The sequence below is a fragment of the Paenibacillus rhizosphaerae genome (assembly GCF_014192015.1).
In the GTDB taxonomy this organism is placed as follows: Bacteria; Bacillota; Bacilli; order Paenibacillales; family Paenibacillaceae; genus Paenibacillus_AQ; species Paenibacillus_AQ rhizosphaerae.
The window spans coordinates 850,495-874,779 of record NZ_JACHXJ010000002.1; the positions used below are offsets into that span (position 1 = coordinate 850,495).

A 24,285-nucleotide genomic window follows, 5' to 3' on the forward strand; every position below is an offset into this window, starting at 1 on the left:
AAGGAGGGAGTTATCGGGAAGTATGTCAAAGTTAAGGCAGCGAACGAAACATTTGATTTATGCAGGCTTGACAGGCGCTTCGGCGATGGGACTGCTGTTTGCAGGCTATGCGGTCTGGAACGCGATGGAGCACAACGAGCGGGAGGGGGCGATCAAGCGCCACTACCAGCGGCAAATCGCCGATTTGGAACAGGCGCAGCTCCAGTCGCAGAAGTCGATGGCTTCCGGGTGGACCCTCTCCCGCGATGTTGCTCCCGGAGAGACGATCAAGCAGGGCGATCTGATTCAGATCAAGCTTCCGCTCGAGGCGGCTCCTGGCAACCTGATCGCGAACAAGGACGAAGCTGCCGGAAGGTCTGCCAAGATCGAACTGGGCAAAGGCACGCCTCTAACCGAGGCGATGCTGTATGAAGGACAGCCGACCGCACCGGATTTAAGAAACCGGGAGATGAAGGCGGTCTCGCTGCCCTCGAATCTTAAGCAAGGGGATACGGTGGACGTACGGATCCAGTTTCCTTCCGGTCAGGACTATATCGTGCTGTCCAAGAAAAAGATTGATAAGCTCGCTTCGCCAACGATGTGGATCAAGATGAACGAGCAGGAAATTTTGTCTTTGTCGAGTGCCATGGTGGATGCCTATTTACATGATGCCGCACTATATGCGCTCACTTACGTAGAACCGGAAATGCAGAGCAAGGCGGTTCCGACCTATCCGGTTAATAAAGCCGTGATGAAACTGATTGCTAGCGACCCTAACATCGTAAACAAAGCGGAGCAGACGCTGGCTGAGGCAGTCCGAACAGCTTTGGAGAGCGATCTCGCCAGCCCAGATGCACAGGCTTCAGGGAACGGCTTATTTTCGGCGTCGGAATATTCTTCGGGGTATGGTGAGGCCGCTGGTTCTTCCGCGAGCACGCCAAGCACGTTCCAGCCGGACGGTTCAACCCCGGCCGGGAAATCAGAGGATACATTTACGTTGGATCAACCGCAGCAGAATAAACTGCTGGAACAGGCGGTGAAAGAGAGTGGGGGTTCAACTGAGCAACCGTAGGTACGGGCATCCGCAGCTGTATGTACGCCAAACCATAGATACGTTAACTTTTTTTGAAGAAATCGACAGTCGAGGGGTGATGATGTGAAGACGTGGATCTTTGCCGGAATATGCGACAAGAGTGAGCTTCTGCTCTATGTGTGCATGCTGCTTCGTGCGGCAGGGCAAAAGGTATTGCTGGTGGATGCGACCGAGAAGCGCAAATATCCGCTGTATATCGGACAGCTGGACAAACCGCTGTCGGTGACGGAATTTTCCGGCTTTGATGTCGCTTCGGGTTTTGCGGATGAATTCGAACTGCGGGAACATCTAGCGATAGCCGGGACAGCAATAGAGCAATACGACGTGGTCGTGTTTGATATGGAGCAGCCGGACTTTTGTCCCCGTGATTCCTGGGAAAGCGCCGCCGCGTTGGTATGGGTCAGCGACTATGAGATTTGGACTCTGGAGCGGGGAAGGGGTTGGTTGGAAGACCTGCTAAGTGAGCACCTGGGGAGTAAGACGCTGGAGTTCTATAAGGTGTATGTTCGGGCAGCGGATGAATTTTTTGACGAGGGGTACGCAGAAGGATATTTCGGCAGCCTGCCTGTCCGATGGAAGGAAGCGTCTGTCGCCATCCCGTGGGTCGAGACGGATTATGCCTTGAAGCTGCGGAACGATCATACCCGAAAGGTGCGGATCAGACCCTTAAGCCGAATCTATAAAAAAAATTTATGCCTGCTGATGAGACATCTGACAGATATGGAACTGAAATCAATCCATCGCGCCTTACGAAGCGCGGAAAGGAGCAAAGCATGAGTACAGTAGCATTTTGGAGCCCGTTAGAGGGAGGAAGCGGAAGTTCGGCGCACGCAGCGGCGTCAGCGGCTTGCCTCGGTTTGGAATATCGCCTGCGCGTCCTTCTCGGTCACGGCGGTACGGCGGGGGAACGTGTAGAAGGCGCGTTCCGAAGCAGCAGGCTGGTGCTCGACCATTCCCTCGTGTCGTTTCACGATCACGGTATGGACGCGCTGGAGAGGCTGGCGGTTAACCGGCGTTTAATCAGGGACAATTTCCGGGATTATACAATCCCTGTCCTGCCTGAGCGTCTCGACTTCGTTCAGGGAAACGACCGGCGGGGAGGAACGCTGCCGGGTTATCGCGCGCAATCGGTGCAGTCCATCGTAACGATCGCCAACCAATGCTATGATCTGGTGCTGCTGGATGCCGGATGCGGGATAGGGGCGGCCGAGGATCCGGCGGATGGGACGATGCTGGAGCAGGCGGATTTGATTGTAGTCAGCCTGACGCAGAGCATTCAGGGACTGGAACACTTTTTCAGCGGGAGACACTATCCCGACCAGTTAAAGGATAAGCCGGTTATCCTTGTCCTTGGGCGCTACGATAAAGAATCCCACTGCACGCTTCACAACATCAAACGTAGATTCGGGTATAAGGGTATTCTTCACGGTGTGCCTTACAATACGGATTTCATGGATGCATGGAACATGCATGGCGTGATGAACTATATGCAGCGCAGCCGCAGTCTAAACGAGCGGCATCCCTCGGCGCAATTCTACGGCAGCATAAGACAGCTAGCCAAAGACCTGATGAATATGCTCGAAATACCCGCTTTGAAGATGGTGGGAAGGGGAGCTTGAATGTTTTCCGGTCCGCTGTTCAATATTTTGTTCATGGCAATCATTCTATTATTTGCAGCTCTTTTCATTCACTTAAGGTGGCTTGACCTGCGCAAACAGCCCCCTGTATCCGGGACAGCCGGTGTTGAATTTACGATCGAAGCAATGACATCCTTCGTCAAACAGACCCTTCATGAGCTGACCCACAATCAACTAACCGACCTGGGCTTGCATGAAGAAGAATACAAGCGCAGGCTGAATCAGCGCAGCGAGCTGCGCAAAGCGCTTAAGAACTGCATATCCGGAGACGTTCATGAAAAGCAATACGTGAAGCAGTTTATGGCCGATTTGCTGGTCAAAAGTTATGGCTTGACGGAGGGCAACATAGACCAGGCGATTCCGTTTGCGGACCCGCGGCTTTTGACCGTACAGGATCAATTCGAAATCATCTTTTATTTATACAAGCTGCAGTATGGTCAGGACGCCCTGTCGATGATGCTCGAACTGCATGGTCTAGCCGACCTGCGCGTGCTTCCTGGTTATGGAGATGAGCCGGTTTACGCTGTAACCGCCAGCGATGTGGAACAAATGTATGCCAACGAATCCCGAAGCCTGACGTTTTTGGAGAAACTGGAGATTGTCGTGCAGCGTATTTACCAGCAGTTTAAAGGGTTTTCGGTCATCGATGAGCTCAGGGATCAGCGGATTGACGGCGTCAGCGGCGGAGTGAGCGGCATTTTAGCTGACGAGTCATTCGCGGCCTCCTACGGTCTGGACCAGCTTTGGATGCTGCAAGCTTCGGATGAGCCGGATCGTAAGGCCAAGATGACCGAAAGCGTATGGATATTTTTCAGGGGCAAATCGATTCATATGGCGTGCCTTTCCTTCGGGACAGAGCTTGAACTGAAGCGTGTCTGCCAGAACATATATAAATATAATCACCCCGGCCAGCTGTCGGAAGCAAACGGCTACAAAGTAAACGAAATGAAAGACGGATCGCGCGTCGTGGTGGTTAGGCCGCCGTTTTCGGAGTCATGGGCCTTTTTCGTCCGCAAGTTTGACATCCGCAGTGCGACGCTGGATCAGCTGGTTACCGGGGACAACGCACAGCTTCCGATCCAAATGCTGCGCTATCTCATGAAGGGGAGCCGAATTACGGCCATCACCGGAGCCCAGGGCTCGGGTAAGACGACGCTGCTGATGGCGATGATTGAACATATCTATCCGACGTATACGCTGCGGGTGCAGGAAATGGCGTTCGAGCTCCACCTTCGGAAGATCTACAGCCGCAGGAACATTTTATCGTTCCGGGAGACGGAGCGCATAACCGGTCAGGAAGGACTAGACCTTCAAAAAAAGACGGACGGCACGGTCAATATTTTGGGCGAGGTGGCCAGCGACGGGGTCTCCTCCTGGATGATCCAAATGTCCCAGGTCGCCAGCTTGTTTACCGTATTTACGCATCACGCCAAGACGTTCCGCGATTTAATCTTCTCCCTGCGAAATTCCCTACTGAAGAGCGGCGTGTTTCACCATGAAGCTGTTGCTGAACAGCAGGTGGTTCAAGTCATCAACTTTGACATTCATTTGAAACGGGATGCTGCCGGCAAACGGTACATTGAACGGATTACCGAATGCGTTCCCAGGGAGGAGAAGCCGCTGGGCATGATTGATGGTGGAACCAAAGGGAGCGTCAAGCGGATGCTTGGCCAGTTCATGGAACTGCAGGCGGAATATTACCGCCGCGTTCATGACCACAGCTCCTTTTCCTCCCGGAACATCATCGAATTTCGCGATGGAGGATACGTGGCCGCAGTGCCCATTTCGGAGAGGAACTTCAAGGAAATGGCCGAGCAGATGAGTGTGGAGGATGCACTCATGTTCAAGGAATTTGCTCAGACGAATTGGGGGACTGGATATGGGGGTTAAGCGGCTGCTGTTCCTGATCCTGATTATCTCTCTGGCGTTGTTTGCGGTGTTCTATGCCGTCATGAGGTGGCTGAATAACAGGTCGCAGCGAAACCGGCTGGAGCCGCTGAGTGAACCTGGGCCTGGGGGGCTAAAAGATGAATTTATGCTGCGCAAACGATGGCAGCAGTTTCTTCAAACCGCTTATGTCGTAAGTTGTTCTGTTCCGCTTCTCTCGGCTTATGTCCGAAAAATAAGAAAACGGATAAGCGGCGTCCACGCGTATGAGGAATTTTATCTTCGTCATGAGGTTATGAAGGTTGCGCTTTTCATACTGGGAACGCTGGGGATCTCGATTGCGGTGCTGTTTTTGCTGAACCCCAGCTTAAGCTTCCTTCTGCTGGTTCTGCTTACTGCGGTGGTGATCAACAGCCTGTTGATCGACACGGTGGTTAACCGGTTGGAGAGGCGGCTGCTCGACCAAATGCTCGATGTGTTATCGGACATCCGCCATCGGTATCACCAGCATGGGATGGTGGATGAAGCGCTTCAGGAGGCGGCGGAATCGGCAGATGACGTAGCAGGCCTTCATACCCGGAAAATTGCCGAAGCGCTGATCAGCAACAACCCTTCCGAAGAATTGGAAAAGTACTATGAAGCTGCACCTAATCGTTTTCTAAAAGCTTTTGCCGGCATTTCATTCATGATCATGGAGTTTGGCGACAAGGTAAAGGAGCAGGGCTCCATCTATTTGCAGGGACTTAGCGGGCTGACGAAGGAAATCCATCTGGAAATTTTGCGGCGAAGCAAGCTCGATTATTTATTAAAAGGCCTCAACGTGATCGCGCTTGTTCCTCTGTTTTTTACGAAGCCGATCGAGCGTTGGGCCAGAAGCAGCTTTCCGGCGATGGATGAGTTTTATATGAGCAAGCTGGGGTATGCGGCCAAAATTCTCATTTATATCGTGATCATCCTGTCGTTTGTTTTGCTGCAAAAGCTTCAGCAGAATGATGAAACTACATACCGGGCGGGCAGAAACAGCCGTTCATGGGAGGAAGTAATCTTCCGTATTCCGTTATTCCGGATGGTGGCCGCATGGGCCGCCCCCCACCCGGGAACCGCTGCCTATTCCAAAGTAGTCCGTTTGATGAAGGAAACCGGTACGGAGCTGACTTATGAATGGTTTTACATCCGGCGGGTCGTCTACAGTCTGATTGCGATTACGGTTACGCTGACGATGACATTGTACCTGCATCAGATGTCCAGGCATCACATTCTTCACGATCCGGTGATTCAGGACAGCTTCTTCGGGCAGACAACTATCGCCCAGCAGGAGGAAGGCAAACGTCTCAACAGCCGCGACCGGGAGGTTATGAGAAGGGTGAACATGTCACCGGATGCGACATATGCGGAGATTGCCGCACAGCTGCAGCAGACGGAAAGCAAAGGTCTCGGCAAAGACCAGCTGGTGGACTCGGCCAACCGGATCCTGGGCAAGCTTCAGGCTTATCACAACGAATATTTTAAATGGTGGGAGCTGCTGATGTGCCTCTTCGCTGGCATGTTTGGTTACGAATGGCCTTTCTTGCTGCTTCTGTTCCAGAGGAAGCTCCGCTATATGGACATGCGGCATGAAGTCTATCAGTACCATACCGTCATTTCGATGCTAAGGGAGATGGACCGGATCTCGGTGGAGGAAATTTTGGAGTGGATGGACCGTTTTGCCGTCATCTTCAAAATTCCGATTCAAAAGTGCCTCGTCCATTATGACCACGGAGCGGAAATGGCTCTCCAGCAATTGAAGGAGGAAGTGCGGTTCGCCGAGTTTCAAAGAATCGTGGACAAGCTGCTGCTTTCCGTGGAGAAAATACCGATCAGCCAGGCCTTCGACGACTTGGAAGGTGAGATGTCCTTTTACTTTGAACAGCGAAAACAAGATTATGAACGAATCATTGATACCAAAGCGGGTCTTGGCAGGCTGATCGGCTTTGCGCCTATGTACTCCTTAATTTTCATCTATTTGGTCATCCCGCTGATTGCCATGAGCTTCATGCAGATGAACATCTATTATGAGCAAATCCAAAAAATATAAGGAGATGTAAACCTATGAACAACGCGTCCAGTGCATTAAAAGTAGCCGCAGGCATTTTTCTGACGATCGCCCTCATTACGATTGTCGTCATTCTGTTTATATCGGCGCAGGAAGCCACAAAAACCGCGCAGAACAATTTTTCGGACATCCAGACCGAGCTGTCCCAGGCTTCGTTTACGGTCTATGACGGAACGAGCATCAGCGGTTCCCAGGTGACGAATGCACTGCGAAAGTTCAAGGATAAGGACCAGTTCGGCATTCTGGTGAAAACGGGCAAAAACAGGCAGGGCCAGTGGTACGGTAATCAGCTCAACATCAGCGCCGATATAGCGAGTGACAATTACGGTTCGGTGATCAATACGGCGCAGCGTGTAGGAAACTTGACGGAAACCGCCAACGAGTCCAGCAACGAGTATGTCAATCCGAGCGGAAAGTTTAAGGCAAGCATCGTGAAGGACAGCTCCAATGTGGTACGGGGACTAATATTTGAACAATAGGCAAGGCCGGTGGAGGAGAAGCTTATATCATGAATCAGCATGCAGAAAGCATGATTTCCGTCAGCATAGCCTTCATTTTGTTCATCAGCGCTTGCATCTTCGCTCTTGGCCTGACAGGAGAACTAAACCGAGCCGTGAAGGAAGCAGGGCATGTCGCCCAAGGACAGCTGAGGAGCGTACAGCCCGCTTTGGAATCATCGCATCAGGATTGGGTGAGCGGCTCTCAAGTGGTGTTCAGCATGATGGGGCTTAACGATCCGGATGTCCGGATTTCGGTAGACGGTGCAAATGTAACAGGAGGTCCATGGGAAGATGGGTTTGATTTCTCTATGATCGATACCGGCGCGGTGTATTCCATCGTATATGAGTGGAGCGTCTCGGGCGAACTGATCGGCATCAACTTCGCGAAATCGGATAGTAAGGAGCAAACCAGCCATGAGTAACGCGATCTCGAAGTTTGCGGCCGTACTGCTGACCGTGGTCGTCATGTATATTTATCCGGCGGCGGAAGCTTCGCAGCGGCAGGACGACCTGTCCCGCATCGTCGTCTATAATGCGGTGACGCAGTTCGTGGATGCCGTAAGGAACAAGGGCTATATCAGTCCGGTGATGTATCGGCAATTTCTTAAAGAAATGCAGGCGACGGGAAACGAGTTCGACGTTCAGATGGAACATCTTCACAAGAAATATCATCCGGAATATACCGATGCGGCGAACCCGGGTACGTTTCAAAACACGTTCAGCACTGTTTATGAGGGGAGTTATACCTCTGATATTATGGATCGTATATTTCCGGAAAACGCTCTTCCTAATGACGACGTATCCCGGATCTATAAGCTTACGGCCGGCGACTTTTTTAAAGTAACGGTCAAAAACGTGAATAGGACGCCGGGAACGGTTATGCTCGATTTCATTACAGGGGCTTTGACAGGAGAGACCGCAGTGATCGCTTTTCTGTATGGAGGCATGGTAATCAATGAAGATTACTGATTTTTGCCTCGTATTCGTCGTCATATTCTTTCCGGTCTTTTTGATCGTCGGTTACCATGTTCAGGATCAGCGGAATGTTCATTTTACCGAGCTGAAGTACGCTGCAGCCTTGAGAACAGCCGTGCAAGACGCGGGGAGCATGCTGAACGTCAATGAGCGGCAGGAGTTTGAGTCGGGCTACGGTTCGGCGAAATTTTTCAAAGCAGATAAGGAGCTGGCCCTCGAAACGTTATACCGTACTCTGTACGCCAATTTGGGAATCGAAGACGATGCAGCTGCTCAGCAGGCGCTGAACAGTTACATTCCGGCCATTGTTGTGGTCGACTATGACGGATACTGGGTGTATTCGGAGGAGGAATATAAGGGGGCGGACGGCGTGGCGCTCGCCAAGCATCTCTGGCATCCGAAAAAGCCGTACAGTTACAGCGATCGGGCAGGCAATCTGATCCATTTTACACTCGATAATGTCGTGGAGGCTTATCATGCCGGCACGGGAACATGGGTCAGGGGGCTCCAAAGGGAAATTGGACCGACTTCGACCATTCCATTAATGCAAGATGGGGAAAAGTATGAGCAGGTAAGAAAAACGACCATCGTACAGGCGATTGAGGACGACCTCGCCAACGTCATTAATAGGCATAATGAAATAGCTGCCCGAAACGGAGTATCGTACGTATTTACGCTTCCGCTCATTTCGCGGGAGGAGTGGAATAACTCGATCGATGATATCGGCATTATCGCGTTTATCCAAGGCATCCCTATCGGCGAGCAAGCTCTGAATAATTACGCCTTGGGCAGCGGAAGATTGGTCAAGTCTACCGTTATCAAGGCGGGGGTAGACCGTCGAACAGGTATCCGTTATTATTCCAGGGGTGACTGTACCGATGATTTGGACATTGTGGAGACTTTCACGAGCGCCAAAGAAGCGGCTGCAAACGGCTACTTCGAGAAATCATGCTCGCGTGCAATCGAGCCGTAATGATTTCGTCAATAAGAAACGTGGATTTCGTGGATTTCTGTTTTACGGCCGGCTCCTTCTTATGATAAAATGATGACTTGAATGTCATTTCAATGACTGGATACTAAAATTGAATTTTTATCATAGATAGGAGCGCAAAAAGCAGCTATGAGCTTATTGACAGTCGAAAACGTCTCCCACAATTTCGGGGAACGCACGTTGTTTAAAAACGTATCCTTCCGCCTCCTGGCCGGCGAGCATGTAGGTTTAGTCGGTGCCAACGGTGTCGGAAAGTCAACCTTGATGAATATTTTGACGGGACAGCTGCTGAAGGACAGCGGCAAGGTGGAATGGACGCCGAAGGTCCGCTATGGCTATTTGGACCAGCACACGAAGCTGACGCCGGGCAAAACGATCCGCGATGTGCTTAAGGATGCCTTCCTGCCGCTGCTGGAACTGGAAAAAGAGATGATGGAGATCACCGAGAAGATGGCCGATGCGTCTCCCGAGGAGCTGGAGCTGCTGCTCGAGCAGATGGGCGATATTCAGGAACAGCTGGATATCGGCGATTTCTACATGCTTGACGTCAAAGTGGAAGAGATGGCCAACGGTCTTGGCCTCAATGCCATCGGGCTGGACCGGGACGTGGCCGCCCTCAGCGGTGGTCAGCGTACCAAGGTGCTGCTGGCCAAGCTCCTGCTTGAGAAGCCGAACGTTCTTCTTCTCGACGAGCCTACCAACTATTTGGACGTGGAGCATATCGAGTGGCTGACCCAGTATCTGAAAGATTATCCGCATGCCTTTATCTTGATCTCCCATGATACGGAATTTATGAACCCGGTCGTCGATGTGATTTACCATCTGGAATTCGCTAAACTGACCCGGTATTCGGCCAATTACGAGAAGTTTTTGGAGATGGCGGATATTTCGAAGAATCAGCATATCGACGCCTATGAGAAGCAGCAGGAGTTTATCAAAAAGCAGGAAGACTTTATCCAGCGGAATAAGGCGCGTTATTCGACCTCCGGCCGGGCGAAGAGCCGGGAAAAGCAGCTGGAGCGCATCGAGCGGATCGATCGTCCGGAAGAAGCGGCCAAGCCGGTGTTTAACTTTAAAGAAGCACGGGCCAGCGGCAAGACGGTGTTTGAAGGAATCGACTTCGAGATCGGTTATAGCCACGCCCTGCTGCCCAAAATGAGCATGACGATCGAACGCGGGGAGAAGATCGCTATCGTCGGCTGCAACGGCGTCGGCAAATCGACGCTCCTGAAGACCATTATGGGTAAAATCCCGCCGATCAGCGGCAAAACGTACCTCGGCGATTTCCTGTATCCTGCCTACTTTGAGCAGGAGGTTCGCCCCGGCAATATCACGCCGATTGACGACGTATGGAATGAGTTCTCGTCTTTGAACCAGCACGAAGTGCGTGCGCACTTGGCCCGCTGCGGTCTGAAGAACGAGCACATTACGCGTCCGCTTAATATGCTCAGTGGTGGTGAGCAAGCAAAGGTGCGGCTGTGTAAGCTGATGATGCGCGAAGCGAACTGGATCTTGTTTGACGAGCCGACAAACCACCTCGATGTCGTGGCCAAAGCCGAGCTGAAGCGCGCCCTTCAGGAGTTTAAAGGGACGGTGCTGCTCGTTTCCCACGAACCGGATTTTTACGAGGATTGGGTCACCAAAATTTGGAACGTGGAAGAGTGGTCCGCTCAGCGGGCGTAACCGCCTTGTAAATATTGGGCACTCGAAGCGTAACAATAACCAAAAACATAGGATAGCCGCTTTCCTTCGGGATTGCGGCTTTTTATGAAAGGAACGATGAGCGATGCAACATACAGGAGACCGTTACTCCCGGCAAGAGCGGTTTGCCCCCCTGGGCAGGGAAGGCCAGCAGAGGCTGGCGGGCAGCCACGTCCTGATTATCGGCGCGGGGGCGCTCGGCACTTCGATCGCCGAGACGCTGGCACGTTCCGGAGTGGGGCATCTCACGATCGCCGATAGGGACTATGTGGAATGGAGCAATCTCCAGCGGCAGCAGCTGTTTTCTGAGGAAGACGCCCGGCAGCGGCTGCCGAAGGCGGTAGCGGCCAAGCAGCGCTTGGAGGCGATTAATTCGGAAATTGTCATCGACAGCCACATTGTGGACGTGCGCGTCGATGAGCTGGAGGAGCTGGTCCGCGGAGTCGACCTGATCATGGACGGTACCGATAATTTCGATACCCGCCTTCTGATCAACGATCTCGCCCACAAGCATGACCTTCCCTGGATATATGGTGGCTGCGTCGGCAGCTATGGGATCACCTACACCATTGTTCCCGGCAAGACGCCCTGCCTAAACTGCCTGCTGGGCACGGTTCCGCTCGGTGGAGACACCTGTGATACAGCCGGCATTATTCCGCAGGCCGTGCAGATGGTTACGGCCCACCAGACCACGGAGGCCATGAAGCTATTAAGCGGGCATGCCGAGGCGCTGTCGAACAAACTGGTCTCCTTTGACCTGTGGCGCAATGAGTGGATCACGATCGGTGTAGACCATGCGAAAATGGAGGACTGCCCGACCTGCGGACATCGGCGGACTTACCCCTACCTTTCGGCGTCGAATCTGGAGAAAACCGACGTGCTCTGCGGGCGCGATACCGTCCAAATCCGTCCCGGAAGCAAGCGGTCCCTCGATTTGGCGGAAACGGCCGACCGGCTGGCCAAGCTCGGGGAGGGCATCGTCGACGCCAATCCTTTTCTGGTCTCGTTTCAATTGGAATCCAAGCGGATGGTCATCTTTGCTGACGGGAGAGTGCTTGTGCACGGCACCAAGGATATTCCCGAGGCCAGGTCGTTGTACCATCGGTATTTTGGGTAAAAGGTATCATTTTCAAATTCAGACCATTCCGTACTGCGGAATGGTTTTTCATTTTGTGGTCACCCTAATGGGAAACAGTCGGCGTGCTCGCCGGAGCAAGCGGTACTGACCGCACGTCATCAATACTAAAAAAGTCGGTGGGCTGACATGCACGAAAGCATCCTGGCTATAGGAATGGCGAGGGACAGTGACGTCGTTGACGCTCTGCTGGAAGAACGTTTCGAAATATATATTGCCGGGGACGAAGAAGAAGCTGCTCAATTCGCTCGCAGCCATCCGGTCGACCTGCTGCTTATGGATTTGACCGATTCCTCTGTGCCTTTAACCCGGCTCATTCGCACCGTCCAGCGGGAGCAGAAGGGCCGGCGGTTCCCTGCCGTCGTTCTGACGCCGGCCGATATGGACGTGCCTGCTGCTAGGCTTTTCCGTGCTGGCGCAAACGACGTGCTGAAAATGCCTGCCGATACCGAGGAACTGCTGGCCCGAATCCACAATTTGCTGTCGCTGTTCGGGCTGATCGAGGAGCAGTACGGACAGACGGTCACGATTGCCGACCTGGACATCGACCCCAAGAGCCGGACGGTAACGCGCGGCGGAACGCCTATTGAACTGACCGCCAAAGAATATGACCTGCTGCTGTATCTGGCCAGGCACGTCAATCAAGTGTGCAGCCGTGAGGACATCTTGAAGTATGTATGGGAATTCGAATTTCATATGGTGACCAATGTCGTGGATGTATATATTCGGCATTTGAGGAAAAAGGTTGACCGTGGATTTAAGCCAAAACTGATTCACACCGTACGCGGAGTGGGTTATATAATAAAAGAAGGCCAATAGTCCTACAGGACTACCAGCCTTCCAGGTGATTGCTTTTATAACCTACAGCACGCGGCGTGCTTTCAGGTATGTTTTCTTCCAGTTGCCGGAGTTCAGATTGGAGAGCGTTACGCCGGGAGAACCGTACGTGTGCAGAATTTTACCGTTGCCGGCATACACTGCCACGTGAGTTACGTTATGGCCATTGGCTCTGCTGCCGCTGGAGAAGAACACAAGATCTCCGGGCTTCAGGTTTGCTTTCGATACGGCTTTTCCGACTTTGGATTGCGCTGCGGATGTACGCGGCAAGTTTACGCCGTACTTTTTAAAAATATGTTTCATAAAAGAAGAGCAGTCAAAATTTCTTGTTGTGCTGGTCGAAGCGCCGAACTTGTAAGGAGTACCCATATATTGTTTTCCGTAATTTACGACTTTTTGTCCAGTCGTTGTCGATGTCGTTGCAACTTGAGTATCAGCGGCAGAGGCTTCCGTTACCTGTGCGCTCGTTGCGATCATTCCACCAAAACCTATAGATGCACATAACCCTACGGTTACTACTTTTTGGATCAGTTGTTTGTTCATGTTGTATTACCTCCAAATTTCGTTTTCTCTCAAGCTCGTCTCCGAGTATAACAGCTTTGTAACACCCTAAATTCTGGATGAGGTGTAACAAAACGTTGAGGCTGTAAGAGAAATGGGCTTTTATTAAAAAACGATTAAAAGTTACAAAAAATTAAGAAATACATATTCTCATCCTTTAAGAAAATTAAAAAACCCTTGATATATCAAGGGTTTTCATTGTTTTTTGTAATATTTCATTTCGGTTACAAAATTGTTGTCAAACAAAAGAAACGGCTCTTAATCATTGCTTTGGATGACCAGCAGGAGTCCGCCTTCCACGGAAATTGTGCCTTGGGAACCGGTTAATTGGTTGCTGATGCCGAGGGATTCACCTATTTTAAGCGTAGCGTTATCCAGGGGGTACTGAAATCCTGTTAACGTAATTCCGGTCACTTCGGGGGTCATGGGCAGCAGGGAAACATACTTGTACCCTCTGTCCTGCACCTCGATGGAGGAGCCGGTGAGTGTCATATAATTGTTGCGGTCCAGCAGGGCGCAGGAGATGTGGTGCTGCAATACCCGGTTCATCATCTGAATATTGGATAACGTGTGATCGAGTCTTGAACCTGTCACCCCCATCAGCAGTATGAAATCCGGCTGTTCTTTGATGGCCAGGTCCAGAGCTAGCTCGGTATCGGTCAAATCCTTGTCGATGGGATCGCAATCGATGAGCTGCTTGCTGACGCTTCTAACCTTCTGCAGATCGTCCGGAGATATAGAGTCAAAATCGCCTACCGCCAGGTCAGGCTTATATTTGTTTTCTATTAGAAATAACGCTCCCCGGTCGGCACCGATCAAAAAGTCGGAAGGCCTGATTTCTTTCAAGTATTGCTTGTACAGATCGCCTCCGGAAAAGATCAATACCCGTTTCTGTTCCATCCTATTTACCTCCGATTGTCGCATTGACGGCTCTTGGCAAGCCCTTTAAATCGCTTTTTACCGAACGGGCTTGGAAGTTATTCTAGTATAAATCAGAATAGATGGTTGCACAATTCGGCCGGCAGCGGCTACAATGGATGACAGCATATGTTAGGGAGAGGTCAGAAAGAAAGTGGACATGCACGTTTTTGAACTGTTCAGCATAATCGGCACCATCGCTTTCGCCATGTCCGGTGCGCTCGTAGCCATGGAGGAAGAGTACGACATTTTGGGAATCTTGGTTCTCGGCCTGGTGACCGCCTTCGGGGGTGGGGTCATCCGCAATGTGCTGATCGGCGTGCCGGTGACGACACTCTGGAGCCAGGGACTGCTGATTAAATTGGCGATTGTGGCAGTGATCGTCGCTTTCCTGCTGCCTGTAAACTGGATCAGGCACTGGAAGAGAGCGGAGGCGCTGCTGGATGCGGTGGGGTTATCAGCCTTCGCCATCCAAGGCGCATTGTATGCGACCAATATGCATCATCCGCTCAGCGCGGTCGTTGTTGCCGCCGTGTTAACGGGCAGTGGGGGAGGAATGATCCGGGATCTGCTCGCCGGAAGGAAGCCGCTTGTGCTTCGCGACGAAATTTACGCCGTGTGGGCGATGCTGGCCGGGGTAGCCATCGGACTGCATTGGATCCAGACTACACTGGAAGTGATCGTTCTGTTTGCGGCTGTGGTAGTGTTCCGGATGCTGTCCGTTTTCTATCAATGGAAGCTCCCGCGGCGTTCGCTGCAGCCATCTGCGATTCAGCCGGTCATTGGCGACAAGCGGCACAAGGGATCAGCATAAAAGCTAGGAGGACTAGACATACATGATTTCCGTTTTATTTGTTTGTTTGGGCAACATTTGCCGCTCACCGATGGCTGAGGCGATCATGCGGCATAAAGTGGGCGAGGCCGGCTTGGAAGGAAAGATCAGCGTGGATTCCGCCGGCACGGGAGATTGGCACATCGGTAAGATTCCGCATGAAGGAACCCGGAGGATGCTGGATCAGTTCAAGATCAGTTATGCGGGGATGAAGGCGAGACAGGTCGCGAGCAGCGATTTCGAAACCTTCGACTACATCGTCTGCATGGATGACAGCAACGCGGCGAACCTGCGCAAGCTTCCGGGGGGTGAACAGGCGGCCATCCTGAAGTTTATGGACCTGCTGCCGGATCATGAGCTTCGCGAAGTGCCGGACCCGTATTATACGGGGAATTTCGAGCAGGTTTACGAATTGATGGACGCGGGCTGCCAGGTACTTTTGGACAAAATATGCCAAGAAAAGCTATAATAGAAAAGACACGCCCGAACAAGGCAATGATCAAGAAGGAAAGCGGCAGGCGCACTGCCGTTTTTTCAGGCTGGAATTGAAAGCGTAACCACTTGCGGGGATAAAAAAGGTGAACGTCGGCTGAGATGTGGCTGCTGCATTAGCATTCATACCGGAACATGTTCACCTTTGTGCTGTTCAATAGGGGGAAACGGGGTCAGGCGCGAAAAAAATAAAGCAGCGCATCCGGCAGCTCTTTTTGCCAGAAGCCCCAAATATGCTTGCCGTCTTTCTCGGTATACTGAACGGTTGCGCCGCGGTCCAACAGCAGTTCTTTCATGCTTCGGTTGATCTCGACGAAGTTGTAGACCCCAAGGTCGCTCTCGAAATGGGTTTCCTGGAGGCCGACGATCATGTAGACATCGAGCCAGGACAAGTCGTCGTTATCGGCTACGATTTCCTGGGTGTCCGTATAGTACGCGCCGGACAAGCTGATGATCCGGTGGAACAGTTCCGGATAGTTCATGGCCAAGTGGAGCGATACGCATCCCCCCAGCGAGTCACCGGCCAGCACGCGCTGCTCGGGGTCCTGGCGCACCGGATATTTTTGCTCGATGAAGGGAATAATTTCTTCGGCAAAGCAACGGGTGTAAGCCTCGAACCGGCTGCCGAACGGCGCATATTCTTCGGTTCGCACGGCGGTGTCGACCTCGACGCCCACGACGATGAAGGGTTCGGCGAGATCGTCCAGGATCAGCTGATTGGCGATGGTGGCGATCCGGCCGAAATTAAAAAATTCCTCGCCATCCTGGCAGTAGATGACCGGATAGCTGACGACCTCGTGGTAACCGGGCGGAAGATATACGCGCAGGTTGCGGCTTTCATTTAAAAAGCGGCTCTCCAGTTGTTCCTTGTGAATGGTTCGTTTCAAGTATTTTGAATCCGTCATTCATGATCACCTTTCGTGCGGTTAATTTTTGCAATCGGGAAAACAATAAGTTACTATAACCCATGTTTGCCGATTTTGTACCTGTTTCAGTCAAAGCATTCTGTCTGTTATACAAAATAGATTAACCTGTTATACATACAAAGCGCAAATATTTTGAAATTTAATCCGCAATAGCTTTGACGAATTGAATAAAACAGGTGTATAATAATTCTATAACAGCGGAACTTGATATTCAAATTTTTTTGTTGAGGTGAAGAGAATGAGCAAGGTTCCTTATGAAGTGTACACCGAGGAAGTCGAAGCGCTTTCCGTGCTTTCTCCGGACGGTGAAATTGTTAATGAAGCGAAAATGCCTAAACTTACTGATGATCAGTTAAAAGAAATTATGTACCGTATGGTATTTACACGTACTTGGGATGACCGTGCCGTTAACCTTGGGCGTCAGGGCCGTCTCGGCTTCTACGCACCGGTTTCCGGTCAGGAAGCTACAATGGTCGGCAGTGAATTCGCGCTGGAGAAAGATGATTTTATCTGCCCGGGCTACCGCGACATGCCGCAGATCGTATGGCACGGACTTCCGCTTTACCAAGCATTCCTGTACTCCCGCGGACATCAAGAAGGCGGCCGCATTCCTGAGGGCGTTAACGTTTTGATGCCTCAAATTATTATCGGTGCGCAAATTTTGCACGCGATGGGTATTGCCATGGGCTACAAGCTGAAGAAGCAGAAGCAAGTGGTCATTACGTACACAGGTGACGGCGGATCTTCCGAGGGCGACTTCTACGAAGGCCTGAACTATGCCGGACGCTTCAAACTTCCTGTTATTTTCTTCGTACAAAACAACGGCTACGCCATTACGACTCCTTTCGCAAAACAAACGGCAGCCTTGTCGATCGCGCACAAAGCGGTTGCAGCCGGCATCCGCGGCGTAAAAGTCGACGGTATGGACGTGCTTGCCGTTATTAGTGCTGTTCAAGAAGCTGCTGAGCTAGCGCGTAACGGCGAAGGCGCAACCCTGATCGAAGGCGTAACTTACCGTTACCGTCCGCACTCCTTGTCTGACGATGCTACCAAATACCGCACGAAGGACGAAGAAGGCGAATGGAACGCGAAGGATCCGATTACGCGCCTCGGCAAGTACCTGGAGAAGAAAGGCCTGTGGTCGGAAGAAGACACGGCCCGCGTGAAAGAGGAAGCCAAAGCGAAAGTGAACGAAGAGATCAAAAAAGCGGAACAAACTCAAAAAATGACCGTTCCCGGCCTGATCGACAGCATGTTCGAACAAACACCGAAACATTTGGAAGAACAAAAGGCCGATTTCCAATAAATCGTTTGATCCGTTTTGCGTAGTTTAACGAATGTTTAAGGAGGAAATGAAGCAATGGCACAAATGAATATGAAGGAAGCAATCCGCGATGCGCTGCGCGTGGAACTCAAGCGTGACCCGAACGTGATTGTGTTTGGTGAGGACGTAGGTAATGTCGGCGGCGTGTTCCGTGCAACGGAAGGGCTGCAAAAAGAATTCGGAGAGGAGCGCGTCTTTGACACGCCGCTGGCTGAATCCGCGATCGGCGGCTTGGCTGTGGGCCTCGGGATTCAAGGCTTCCGTCCAGTAGCCGAAATCCAGTTTGTCGGCTTTATCTTTGAAGCGCTCGACCAAATGTTTGTACAGGCAGCCCGCATGCGTTTCCGTTCCGGCGGACGCTACAATGCGCCGATCGTATTCCGCACACCGTTTGGCGGCGGGGTTAAAGCGGCTGAGCTTCACACCGATTCCCTGGAAGGTTTGGCGGTACAAACTCCGGGTATTAAAGTGGTAGTGCCGTCGAACCCTTACGACGCCAAAGGCCTGATGATTGCGGCGATCCGCGACAACGATCCGGTGTTCTTCATGGAGCACCTGAACCTGTACCACGCGTTCCGCGCCGAAGTGCCTGAAGAGGATTACGTCGTTGAGCTGGGTAAAGCCAACGTGGTCCGCGAAGGCTCCGACGTGACGATCATCGCCTACGGCATGATGGTTCACACGGCAACGAAAGCAGCGGAAGAGCTTGAGAAAACGAAAGGCATCAAAGCCGAAATCATCGACCTGCGTACGCTGAATCCTTTGGATATCGATACGATCGTTGCATCGATCAAGAAAACAAACCGTGCCATCGTCGTACAGGAAGCACAAAAAACTTCCGGCGTCGCGGCTGAGGTCATTGCTCAAATCAACGAAAAGGCGATTCTTCACCTGGAAGCTCCAGTACTGCGTGTAGCTGGACCTGACACGGTATATCCTTTTGCCCAAATCGAAGACACATGGCTTCCTACACCGGCTCGAGTCATCGCTGCAGTCAACAAAGTCATGGAATTCTAAGAATCGCAGTCATTCAATAGGGAGGTAGTAACGTGGCAAAATTTGAATATCGGTTCCCCGAACTGGGAGAGGGCTTGCATGAAGGCGAAATTATCAAAATGCATATCAAGCCTGGCGATAAAGTAACAGACGACGACATCATTATGGAAGTGCAGAACGACAAGGCGGTTGTAGAAGTGCCTTGTCCGGTTAACGGCACAGTGCTGGAAGTGTTCACGAAGGACGGACAGGTGTGCCGTGTGGGCGAAGTAGTCGCCATTATCGACGCGGAAGGCGAAGTGCCTGAGCAGGAAGCTCCTGCCGGCGACCACGGCGCCCAAGAAGCCGACGCAGCGAAAGGCAGCGCGGATACGACTTCTTCCCCTGCGGCAAGCAGCCCATCCGATGCCAAAGAAGGCGGCGCTGACCAAGCTCCGGCTCCTTCAGCTCCGAACAAAGAAGTGCTGGCTACGCCTAGCGTGCGCAAGTTTGCGCGTGAGCAAGGTGTTGACATCGCGCAAGTGAACGGAACCGGCAACAACGGTAAAGTTACTCGAGAAGACGTCGAAGCGTTCAAAAACGGCGGCGGCCAAGCGGCAGCACCTGCAGCAGCGAAAGCTGAAGACAAGGCTGCTCCTGCAGCGGCGGCAGCACCTGCTGCAGATCCGCGTGCTGAAGAAGAGCGCGTACCGTTCAAGGGAATCCGTAAGGCAATCGCCAACGCCATGGTGAAATCGGCGTACACGGCTCCGCATGTTACGATCATGGACGAAGTGGACGTGACCGAGCTGGTAGCATTCCGTACCCGCATGAAGCCGATCGCCGAGAAGAAAGGCACGAAGGTCACGTACCTGCCGTTTATCGTCAAAGCGCTTGTGGCGGCCAGCCGTCAATTCCCTGCTTTGAACGCGACGATCGACGAAGAAAACAACGAAATCGTCTACAAGAAGTACTACAACATCGGTATCGCAACCGATACGGACAACGGTCTGATCGTACCGGTCATCAAAGATGCCGACCGTAAGAGCATCTGGATGATCGCCGACGCAATCCGCGACCTCGCGGCACGCGGCCGTGACGGCAAACTGGCTCCGGCAGAAATGAAAGGCAGCACGATCTCCATCACCAATATCGGTTCCGCCGGCGGCATGTTCTTTACTCCGATCATCAACTTCCCTGAAGTGGCGATCCTGGGTACCGGACGCATTACCGAAAAACCTGTCGTGAAGAACGGCGAAATCGTGGCAGCTCCAGTTATGGCCCTGTCCCTGAGCTTTGACCACCGCATCATCGACGGTGCCACAGCCCAAAACTTTATGAACTATATTAAATCACTGCTCAGCAATCCTGAGCTGCTGGTTATGGAGGTGTAAGATATGGTAGTAGGTGACGCTTCTCTCGATATCGATACATTAGTGATTGGTGCTGGTCCCGGCGGCTACGTGGCAGCTATCCGTGCTGCCCAGCTTGGACAAAAGGTTCTGATTGTGGATAAATCCGAAGTGGGCGGCGTATGCTTGAACCGCGGATGTATTCCTTCCAAAGCCCTGATTGCGGCGGCTCATCAATATGAGTCTGCCGTTCACGGCGAATCTTTCGGCGTCACTGCCGAAAATGTAAAAGTGGACTTTAGCAAAACCCAGGAATTCAAAAACGGCGTTGTGAAAAAGCTGACCGGCGGCGTTGCCGGCCTGCTCAAAGGCAACAAGGTTGAAATTTTCAACGGCGAATGCATGTTCATCAACGAAAACGAGGCGCGCGTATTCAACGAGCACGAGTCCCCTCGCTACCGTTTCAAAAACTGCATCATCGCTACGGGCTCCCGTCCGATCGAGCTCAAACCGTTCCCGTTCGGCGGCCGCATCCTGTCCTCGACAGAAGCGCTGAGCCTACCTGAAATTCCGAAGAGCATGGTTGTTATCGGCGGCGGATACATCGGTGCCGAGCTTGGCCAAATGTACTCCAAATTCGGAACGAAAGTAACGATCATCGAAGGACTGGATTCCATCCTGAACGGATTCGATCCGGACATGACGAAGCTCGTTGTGAAGAGCATGACCAAAACCGGCGTGGAAATCATCACGAACGCCAAAGCGGAAAGCGCGACTCAAACCGACAACGAAGTCACGGTGAAATACTCCGTGAACGGCGAAACGAAAGAAGTCACGGCCGATTACCTGCTCGTTACGGTTGGTCGCCGTCCAAACACCGACGGAGAGCTCGGACTCGACCTGATCGGTATCGAGTTGGATGACCGCGGCCTGATCAAAGTTGATCATCAAGGACGTACGAACAAGCCGCATATTTTTGCAATCGGCGACATCGTTAAAGGTCCTGCACTGGCACACAAAGCTTCCTACGAAGGTAAAGTAGCGGCTGAAGCCATCTCCGGACATCCTTCCGTTGTGGACTACAAAGTCGTTCCTGCTGTAGCGTTCGTCGATCCTGAGTGCGCGAGCGTAGGCTACACCGAAAAAGAAGCGAAGGAAAAAGGCTACAAGGCAAAAGCGGCTAAGTTCCCGTTTGCGGGCAACGGACGCGCCTTGTCCCTCAACGCTGCGGACGGCTTCGTGAAGCTGGTCTTTGACGAAGAAACTCAGCTTGTGCTGGGATGCCATATCGCCGGGGTGGAAGCTTCCAACCTGATCGCTGAGCTGGGCTTGGCTATCGAAATGGGCGCTACGCTGGAAGATATCGCTTTGACAATCCATGCGCATCCAACACTGGGCGAAATCGTCATGGAAACCGCCGAGCTTGCGCTGGGCAATCCGATTCACGTGATCGCACCACGCCGCTAAGTTATTATCATACAGCAGAAGTAACTCAAGGAAAGAGCCGCCTCTTGCGGCTCTTTCCTTTTTTGCTTTTAAGGGACTTCACATTTCAAGTGTGACTGGTAAAGGGCCCGGATCCGATTACCGCTGAAATATCCGGCCTAGAAGGGGCTGTTTTGCAACCCACCCATATGATAGTAAGAGGGTATTTATTTTTTTTCTAATTATGGGATCCTCTGGGTGATGATGCTGATCCGTTGGGGATTTTGCTACAATGGAAGGAGCAGAACGTTTCATTCTAGGAAAGGTGGGGGATGTTATGGGAACGTTGACCTCATTTCTGGAAAGAGGACTGATGGACGAAGATTTTCCGATTCGTGTGGTTCAGACGGAAGAAACGTTTCTTTTTGCGCCGCATTGGCATGAAGAAGTGGAAATTGTATACGTGGCCGAAAGCGGGGCGCGCATCGAATTGAACCATCATTTATGTGAGCTGAAGAAAGGGGAGATTTTGATGATCAAGCCGGGTGAAGTCCACTCTTTTTTGCCCGGCACCGGCAAGCTGCTGATTATCGTCTTTCGCATGCATTTTTTAACGGGAACGAACCCATGCGGCCCGGATGAGCAGAGCTTAAAGTCGCTCGTATCGCACAACACCGTCATTCCGGCGCATTTGGTGCAGAAAGCTAATTTAGCGCTGATGATGAAAGCGATTGCTGAAGAAGAATCGGGCAGGCAGCCCGGTTATAAATGGTCTATGAAAGCAAGGCTGTACGACTTGATCGTTCGCCTGATCCGGCTCAAGCCGGGTCAAGCGGAAGAGGATTATCCAGGGGGCGCCTGTTCCCAGAGCAAGAAATTCGCCTTTATTGAGGCGGTGTGCGAGTACATGGAAAGGAACTACGACCAGCCGCTGAAGCTGGATGACATTGCCGAGCATACGAACTTTAACAAATTTTATTTATGCAAGCTGTTTAAGGACGCCCGCGGCATGACGGTTATGGATTACTTGAATCAATACCGGATTGCACAGGCTAAATGGGAGCTGCTAGGCGGTTCTGAATCCATCCTGCAGATCGCAGTGCGGAACGGATTCAACAATCTGAACTCGTTTAACCGCATTTTTAAAAAATACAATGGCTGCACGCCATCCGAATTTCGTAAGCAAAGCGGCAGGACTGCGCAATAAATGAACAATCCAGGCCAATATCCGATGAGCCCGGCCGCCAAAAATCCCATAAAATGATAACAAACTTATATGTAAGCGTTTCCTTTTAATCGTGAATGAGGGGGGACTAACCGTTATCCTGGGATTGACCCACATCAAGCGAAAAGCAAAGGACGGGTGCTCATGAGAAGAAATCATTGGGGATATACCTTTATGCTGAGTCTGCTGGGCTTGTCCATCCTGTTGGCCGGGTGTACGGTCTCGGGCAAAGGAACGGGCTCTAGCCAGGAAATTACCGTATGGAGTTTTACCGATGAGGCAAATTACGCCATTGATAAGTTCGAAAAGAAATACCCCGGGGTCAAGGTAAACTTTGTCAACATCCCCGGCAACTTCTACATCACCAAGCTGAAATCCGCCTTGCAGACGGCCTCCAAGGCACCGGACGTGTTCATGCTCGAAAACGGGAATATCCGTGAGCTGATCGACGTTCCCTACCTGGAGAATCTGTCTGCGGCTCCGTACGATGCAAACAAGCTCATTCCCGAGCAGTATCCTTTCGTGCAAGCCAACGAAAAGGATTCTGAAGGGAACGTCAAGGCGCTTGGCTATCAAGCGACACCTGGAGGCATTTATTACCGCAGGGATCTGGCCAAACAATATTTGGGCACTGACGATCCGGAAGAAGTCAGCAAGCAGATCGACTCTTGGGACAAAATTTTCGACATCGGCGAAAGGGTTGCCAAAGAAAGCGGGGGCAAAGTGCACGCCCTGGCGAATTGGAACGCCATTTCCGTGTCATACGAAGGCATTCCATGGGTCAAGGACAACAAGCTTGTCATCAACGACGCTTATCTGAAGGTGCTCGATATGGTGAGGGAAGCGCGGCAGCGGCATGTGCTGGCCGAATTTGACGACGGCAGTGCCGGCTATGCCGCATCCATGCAAAAGGGCGAGGTGATGTTCTATCCGGGGGCGAGCTGGGCGCTGCAGTACACGTTCAAGGCGAATGCGCCGGACACCTCGGGAAAATGGGGGCTCGCACACGGCCCGGCCTCGTTCAGCTCCGGGGGCACGTATATCGCCATGTACAGCAAAAGCAAAAACAAGGATCTGGCGTGGAAATTCATCCAGTTCTACAATTTCGATCACGAGTTTTTGACCGAGCTGGCCCATGATCAGGATTACTTTACGAGCAACCGGGTTGTGGACGACCAGCTGGCTCCGACACTCACTTCCGCTTACCTGGGGAACCAGAAGCACTTCGAGTTCTTTTCCGAGGAAGCGAAAAACGTGCCCAGCTATCAGCGGACGCCTTTTGATACGGTGATCAATAATGACATATACAAAAACGTACTGCAGCTGTATTTGAACAACAAAATGAAGACGAAAGAAGAAGCCATCCAAAGAATTAAACGGGACGTCAAGCTCAGGTACCCCGAGCTGGAGGTGGATTGACGCCTAGCG

Annotated in this window: 23 protein-coding genes; 20 read left to right on the top strand and 3 right to left on the bottom strand. The window is 51.9% G+C overall.

Going from position 1 to position 24,285, the window contains the following annotated elements; all coding sequences use genetic code 11:
- The first annotated feature begins 22 nt into the window (after nucleotides 1-22).
- The 12 genes from FHS19_RS12545 to FHS19_RS12600 all read left to right on the top strand — a co-directional run bounded on the left by FHS19_RS12545 (nucleotide 23) and on the right by FHS19_RS12600 (nucleotide 12,809).
- A complete protein-coding gene (locus FHS19_RS12545) occupies nucleotides 23-1,051 on the top strand; it encodes an SAF domain-containing protein (protein ID WP_183582143.1) in 1,029 nt (342 codons plus the stop codon).
- Between the two features lie 84 nt (nucleotides 1,052-1,135).
- Nucleotides 1,136-1,849: a hypothetical protein gene (locus FHS19_RS12550; RefSeq protein ID WP_183582144.1), complete on the top strand. Its 714-nt coding sequence runs from the start codon at nucleotides 1,136-1,138 to the stop codon at nucleotides 1,847-1,849.
- Nucleotides 1,846-2,691 carry a P-loop NTPase family protein gene (locus tag FHS19_RS12555; RefSeq protein ID WP_183582145.1) on the top strand — a complete coding sequence of 282 codons (846 nt, stop codon included), beginning with the start codon at nucleotides 1,846-1,848 and terminating at the stop codon, nucleotides 2,689-2,691. The genes FHS19_RS12550 and FHS19_RS12555 overlap by 4 nt, the downstream gene beginning before the upstream one ends.
- Nucleotides 2,692-4,599 carry an ATPase, T2SS/T4P/T4SS family gene (locus FHS19_RS12560; RefSeq protein ID WP_183582146.1) on the top strand — a complete coding sequence of 636 codons (1,908 nt, stop codon included), beginning with the start codon at nucleotides 2,692-2,694 and terminating at the stop codon, nucleotides 4,597-4,599.
- Complete coding sequence (locus FHS19_RS12565) at nucleotides 4,589-6,670, top strand: hypothetical protein (RefSeq protein WP_183582147.1); 2,082 nt, start codon at nucleotides 4,589-4,591, stop codon at nucleotides 6,668-6,670. The genes FHS19_RS12560 and FHS19_RS12565 overlap by 11 nt, the downstream gene beginning before the upstream one ends.
- Nucleotides 6,671-6,684: 14 nt before the next feature.
- On the top strand, nucleotides 6,685-7,167 hold the full coding sequence (locus FHS19_RS12570) for an ABC transporter permease (protein ID WP_183582148.1): 483 nt from the start codon (nucleotides 6,685-6,687) through the stop codon (nucleotides 7,165-7,167).
- Between the two features lie 29 nt (nucleotides 7,168-7,196).
- The gene (locus FHS19_RS12575) at nucleotides 7,197-7,610 is read left to right on the top strand and encodes a hypothetical protein (protein WP_183582149.1); all 414 of its coding nucleotides are present in this window, start codon (nucleotides 7,197-7,199) and stop codon (nucleotides 7,608-7,610) included.
- The gene (locus FHS19_RS12580; RefSeq protein ID WP_183582150.1) at nucleotides 7,603-8,157 is read left to right on the top strand and encodes a hypothetical protein; all 555 of its coding nucleotides are present in this window, start codon (nucleotides 7,603-7,605) and stop codon (nucleotides 8,155-8,157) included. The genes FHS19_RS12575 and FHS19_RS12580 overlap by 8 nt, the downstream gene beginning before the upstream one ends.
- Nucleotides 8,144-9,136, top strand: a complete 993-nt coding sequence (locus FHS19_RS12585; protein ID WP_183582151.1) for a hypothetical protein — start codon at nucleotides 8,144-8,146, stop codon at nucleotides 9,134-9,136. The genes FHS19_RS12580 and FHS19_RS12585 overlap by 14 nt, the downstream gene beginning before the upstream one ends.
- 147 nt (nucleotides 9,137-9,283) lie before the next feature.
- The gene (locus tag FHS19_RS12590; RefSeq protein ID WP_183582152.1) at nucleotides 9,284-10,837 is read left to right on the top strand and encodes an ABC-F family ATP-binding cassette domain-containing protein; all 1,554 of its coding nucleotides are present in this window, start codon (nucleotides 9,284-9,286) and stop codon (nucleotides 10,835-10,837) included.
- Between the two features lie 103 nt (nucleotides 10,838-10,940).
- Nucleotides 10,941-11,972: a thiazole biosynthesis adenylyltransferase ThiF gene (locus FHS19_RS12595; RefSeq protein ID WP_183582153.1), complete on the top strand. Its 1,032-nt coding sequence runs from the start codon at nucleotides 10,941-10,943 to the stop codon at nucleotides 11,970-11,972.
- 147 nt (nucleotides 11,973-12,119) lie between these two features.
- Complete coding sequence (locus FHS19_RS12600; RefSeq protein WP_183582154.1) at nucleotides 12,120-12,809, top strand: response regulator transcription factor; 690 nt, start codon at nucleotides 12,120-12,122, stop codon at nucleotides 12,807-12,809.
- Nucleotides 12,810-12,851: 42 nt separating this feature from the next.
- On the opposite strand, the gene FHS19_RS12605 is transcribed toward FHS19_RS12600, so the two are convergent.
- Nucleotides 12,852-13,370, bottom strand: a complete 519-nt coding sequence (locus FHS19_RS12605; protein ID WP_183582155.1) for a C40 family peptidase — start codon at nucleotides 13,368-13,370, stop codon at nucleotides 12,852-12,854.
- A gap of 276 nt (nucleotides 13,371-13,646) precedes the next feature.
- On the bottom strand, nucleotides 13,647-14,288 hold the full coding sequence (locus FHS19_RS12610) for a thiamine diphosphokinase (protein WP_183582156.1): 642 nt from the start codon (nucleotides 14,286-14,288) through the stop codon (nucleotides 13,647-13,649).
- A 178-nt stretch (nucleotides 14,289-14,466) separates the two neighbouring features.
- Between FHS19_RS12610 and FHS19_RS12615 the strand changes: the two genes are divergently transcribed.
- Nucleotides 14,467-15,120: a trimeric intracellular cation channel family protein gene (locus FHS19_RS12615; RefSeq protein ID WP_183582936.1), complete on the top strand. Its 654-nt coding sequence runs from the start codon at nucleotides 14,467-14,469 to the stop codon at nucleotides 15,118-15,120.
- 22 nt (nucleotides 15,121-15,142) lie between these two features.
- Nucleotides 15,143-15,607 carry a low molecular weight protein-tyrosine-phosphatase gene (locus tag FHS19_RS12620; protein ID WP_183582157.1) on the top strand — a complete coding sequence of 155 codons (465 nt, stop codon included), beginning with the start codon at nucleotides 15,143-15,145 and terminating at the stop codon, nucleotides 15,605-15,607.
- A 196-nt stretch (nucleotides 15,608-15,803) separates the two neighbouring features.
- On the opposite strand, the gene FHS19_RS12625 is transcribed toward FHS19_RS12620, so the two are convergent.
- Nucleotides 15,804-16,535 carry an alpha/beta hydrolase gene (locus FHS19_RS12625; protein WP_183582158.1) on the bottom strand — a complete coding sequence of 244 codons (732 nt, stop codon included), beginning with the start codon at nucleotides 16,533-16,535 and terminating at the stop codon, nucleotides 15,804-15,806.
- A gap of 259 nt (nucleotides 16,536-16,794) precedes the next feature.
- On the opposite strand from FHS19_RS12625, the gene pdhA reads away from it, so the two are divergent.
- From pdhA to FHS19_RS12655, 6 genes are all read left to right on the top strand, one after another.
- Nucleotides 16,795-17,862 (top strand): pyruvate dehydrogenase (acetyl-transferring) E1 component subunit alpha, encoded by a 1,068-nt coding sequence (gene pdhA / locus FHS19_RS12630; protein WP_076171332.1) that lies wholly within the window; start codon nucleotides 16,795-16,797, stop codon nucleotides 17,860-17,862.
- A 54-nt stretch (nucleotides 17,863-17,916) separates the two neighbouring features.
- Nucleotides 17,917-18,897, top strand: coding sequence for an alpha-ketoacid dehydrogenase subunit beta (locus tag FHS19_RS12635; protein ID WP_076171334.1), 981 nt, complete (start codon nucleotides 17,917-17,919; stop codon nucleotides 18,895-18,897).
- A gap of 32 nt (nucleotides 18,898-18,929) precedes the next feature.
- Entirely contained in the window at nucleotides 18,930-20,249 is a 1,320-nt protein-coding gene (locus FHS19_RS12640; protein WP_183582159.1) for a dihydrolipoamide acetyltransferase family protein, read from the top strand.
- A 3-nt stretch (nucleotides 20,250-20,252) separates the two neighbouring features.
- Nucleotides 20,253-21,674 carry a dihydrolipoyl dehydrogenase gene (gene lpdA, locus FHS19_RS12645; RefSeq protein WP_183582160.1) on the top strand — a complete coding sequence of 474 codons (1,422 nt, stop codon included), beginning with the start codon at nucleotides 20,253-20,255 and terminating at the stop codon, nucleotides 21,672-21,674.
- 295 nt (nucleotides 21,675-21,969) lie between these two features.
- Entirely contained in the window at nucleotides 21,970-22,839 is an 870-nt protein-coding gene (locus FHS19_RS12650; RefSeq protein ID WP_183582161.1) for an AraC family transcriptional regulator, read from the top strand.
- Between the two features lie 162 nt (nucleotides 22,840-23,001).
- Nucleotides 23,002-24,276: an ABC transporter substrate-binding protein gene (locus FHS19_RS12655; protein WP_246426552.1), complete on the top strand. Its 1,275-nt coding sequence runs from the start codon at nucleotides 23,002-23,004 to the stop codon at nucleotides 24,274-24,276.
- Nucleotides 24,277-24,285: the final 9 nt, after the last annotated feature.

Excerpts from the sequence above, each read along its gene's own strand:
- FHS19_RS12545 (WP_183582143.1), top strand. The coding sequence starts at position 23 with ATGTCAAAGTTAAGGCAGCGAACGAAACATTTGATTTATGCAGGCTTG.
- FHS19_RS12555 (WP_183582145.1), top strand. The coding sequence starts at position 1,846 with ATGAGTACAGTAGCATTTTGGAGCCCGTTAGAGGGAGGAAGCGGAAGT.
- FHS19_RS12560 (WP_183582146.1), top strand. The coding sequence starts at position 2,692 with ATGTTTTCCGGTCCGCTGTTCAATATTTTGTTCATGGCAATCATTCTA.
- FHS19_RS12565 (WP_183582147.1), top strand. The coding sequence starts at position 4,589 with ATGGGGGTTAAGCGGCTGCTGTTCCTGATCCTGATTATCTCTCTGGCG.
- FHS19_RS12570 (WP_183582148.1), top strand. The coding sequence starts at position 6,685 with ATGAACAACGCGTCCAGTGCATTAAAAGTAGCCGCAGGCATTTTTCTG.
- FHS19_RS12575 (WP_183582149.1), top strand. The coding sequence starts at position 7,197 with ATGAATCAGCATGCAGAAAGCATGATTTCCGTCAGCATAGCCTTCATT.
- FHS19_RS12580 (WP_183582150.1), top strand. The coding sequence starts at position 7,603 with ATGAGTAACGCGATCTCGAAGTTTGCGGCCGTACTGCTGACCGTGGTC.
- FHS19_RS12585 (WP_183582151.1), top strand. The coding sequence starts at position 8,144 with ATGAAGATTACTGATTTTTGCCTCGTATTCGTCGTCATATTCTTTCCG.
- FHS19_RS12590 (WP_183582152.1), top strand. The coding sequence starts at position 9,284 with ATGAGCTTATTGACAGTCGAAAACGTCTCCCACAATTTCGGGGAACGC.
- FHS19_RS12595 (WP_183582153.1), top strand. The coding sequence starts at position 10,941 with ATGCAACATACAGGAGACCGTTACTCCCGGCAAGAGCGGTTTGCCCCC.
- FHS19_RS12600 (WP_183582154.1), top strand. The coding sequence starts at position 12,120 with ATGCACGAAAGCATCCTGGCTATAGGAATGGCGAGGGACAGTGACGTC.
- FHS19_RS12605 (WP_183582155.1), bottom strand. The coding sequence starts at position 13,370 with ATGAACAAACAACTGATCCAAAAAGTAGTAACCGTAGGGTTATGTGCA.
- FHS19_RS12610 (WP_183582156.1), bottom strand. The coding sequence starts at position 14,288 with ATGGAACAGAAACGGGTATTGATCTTTTCCGGAGGCGATCTGTACAAG.
- FHS19_RS12615 (WP_183582936.1), top strand. The coding sequence starts at position 14,467 with ATGCACGTTTTTGAACTGTTCAGCATAATCGGCACCATCGCTTTCGCC.
- FHS19_RS12620 (WP_183582157.1), top strand. The coding sequence starts at position 15,143 with ATGATTTCCGTTTTATTTGTTTGTTTGGGCAACATTTGCCGCTCACCG.
- FHS19_RS12625 (WP_183582158.1), bottom strand. The coding sequence starts at position 16,535 with ATGACGGATTCAAAATACTTGAAACGAACCATTCACAAGGAACAACTG.
- pdhA (WP_076171332.1), top strand. The coding sequence starts at position 16,795 with ATGAGCAAGGTTCCTTATGAAGTGTACACCGAGGAAGTCGAAGCGCTT.
- FHS19_RS12635 (WP_076171334.1), top strand. The coding sequence starts at position 17,917 with ATGGCACAAATGAATATGAAGGAAGCAATCCGCGATGCGCTGCGCGTG.
- lpdA (WP_183582160.1), top strand. The coding sequence starts at position 20,253 with ATGGTAGTAGGTGACGCTTCTCTCGATATCGATACATTAGTGATTGGT.
- FHS19_RS12650 (WP_183582161.1), top strand. The coding sequence starts at position 21,970 with ATGGGAACGTTGACCTCATTTCTGGAAAGAGGACTGATGGACGAAGAT.
- FHS19_RS12655 (WP_246426552.1), top strand. The coding sequence starts at position 23,002 with ATGAGAAGAAATCATTGGGGATATACCTTTATGCTGAGTCTGCTGGGC.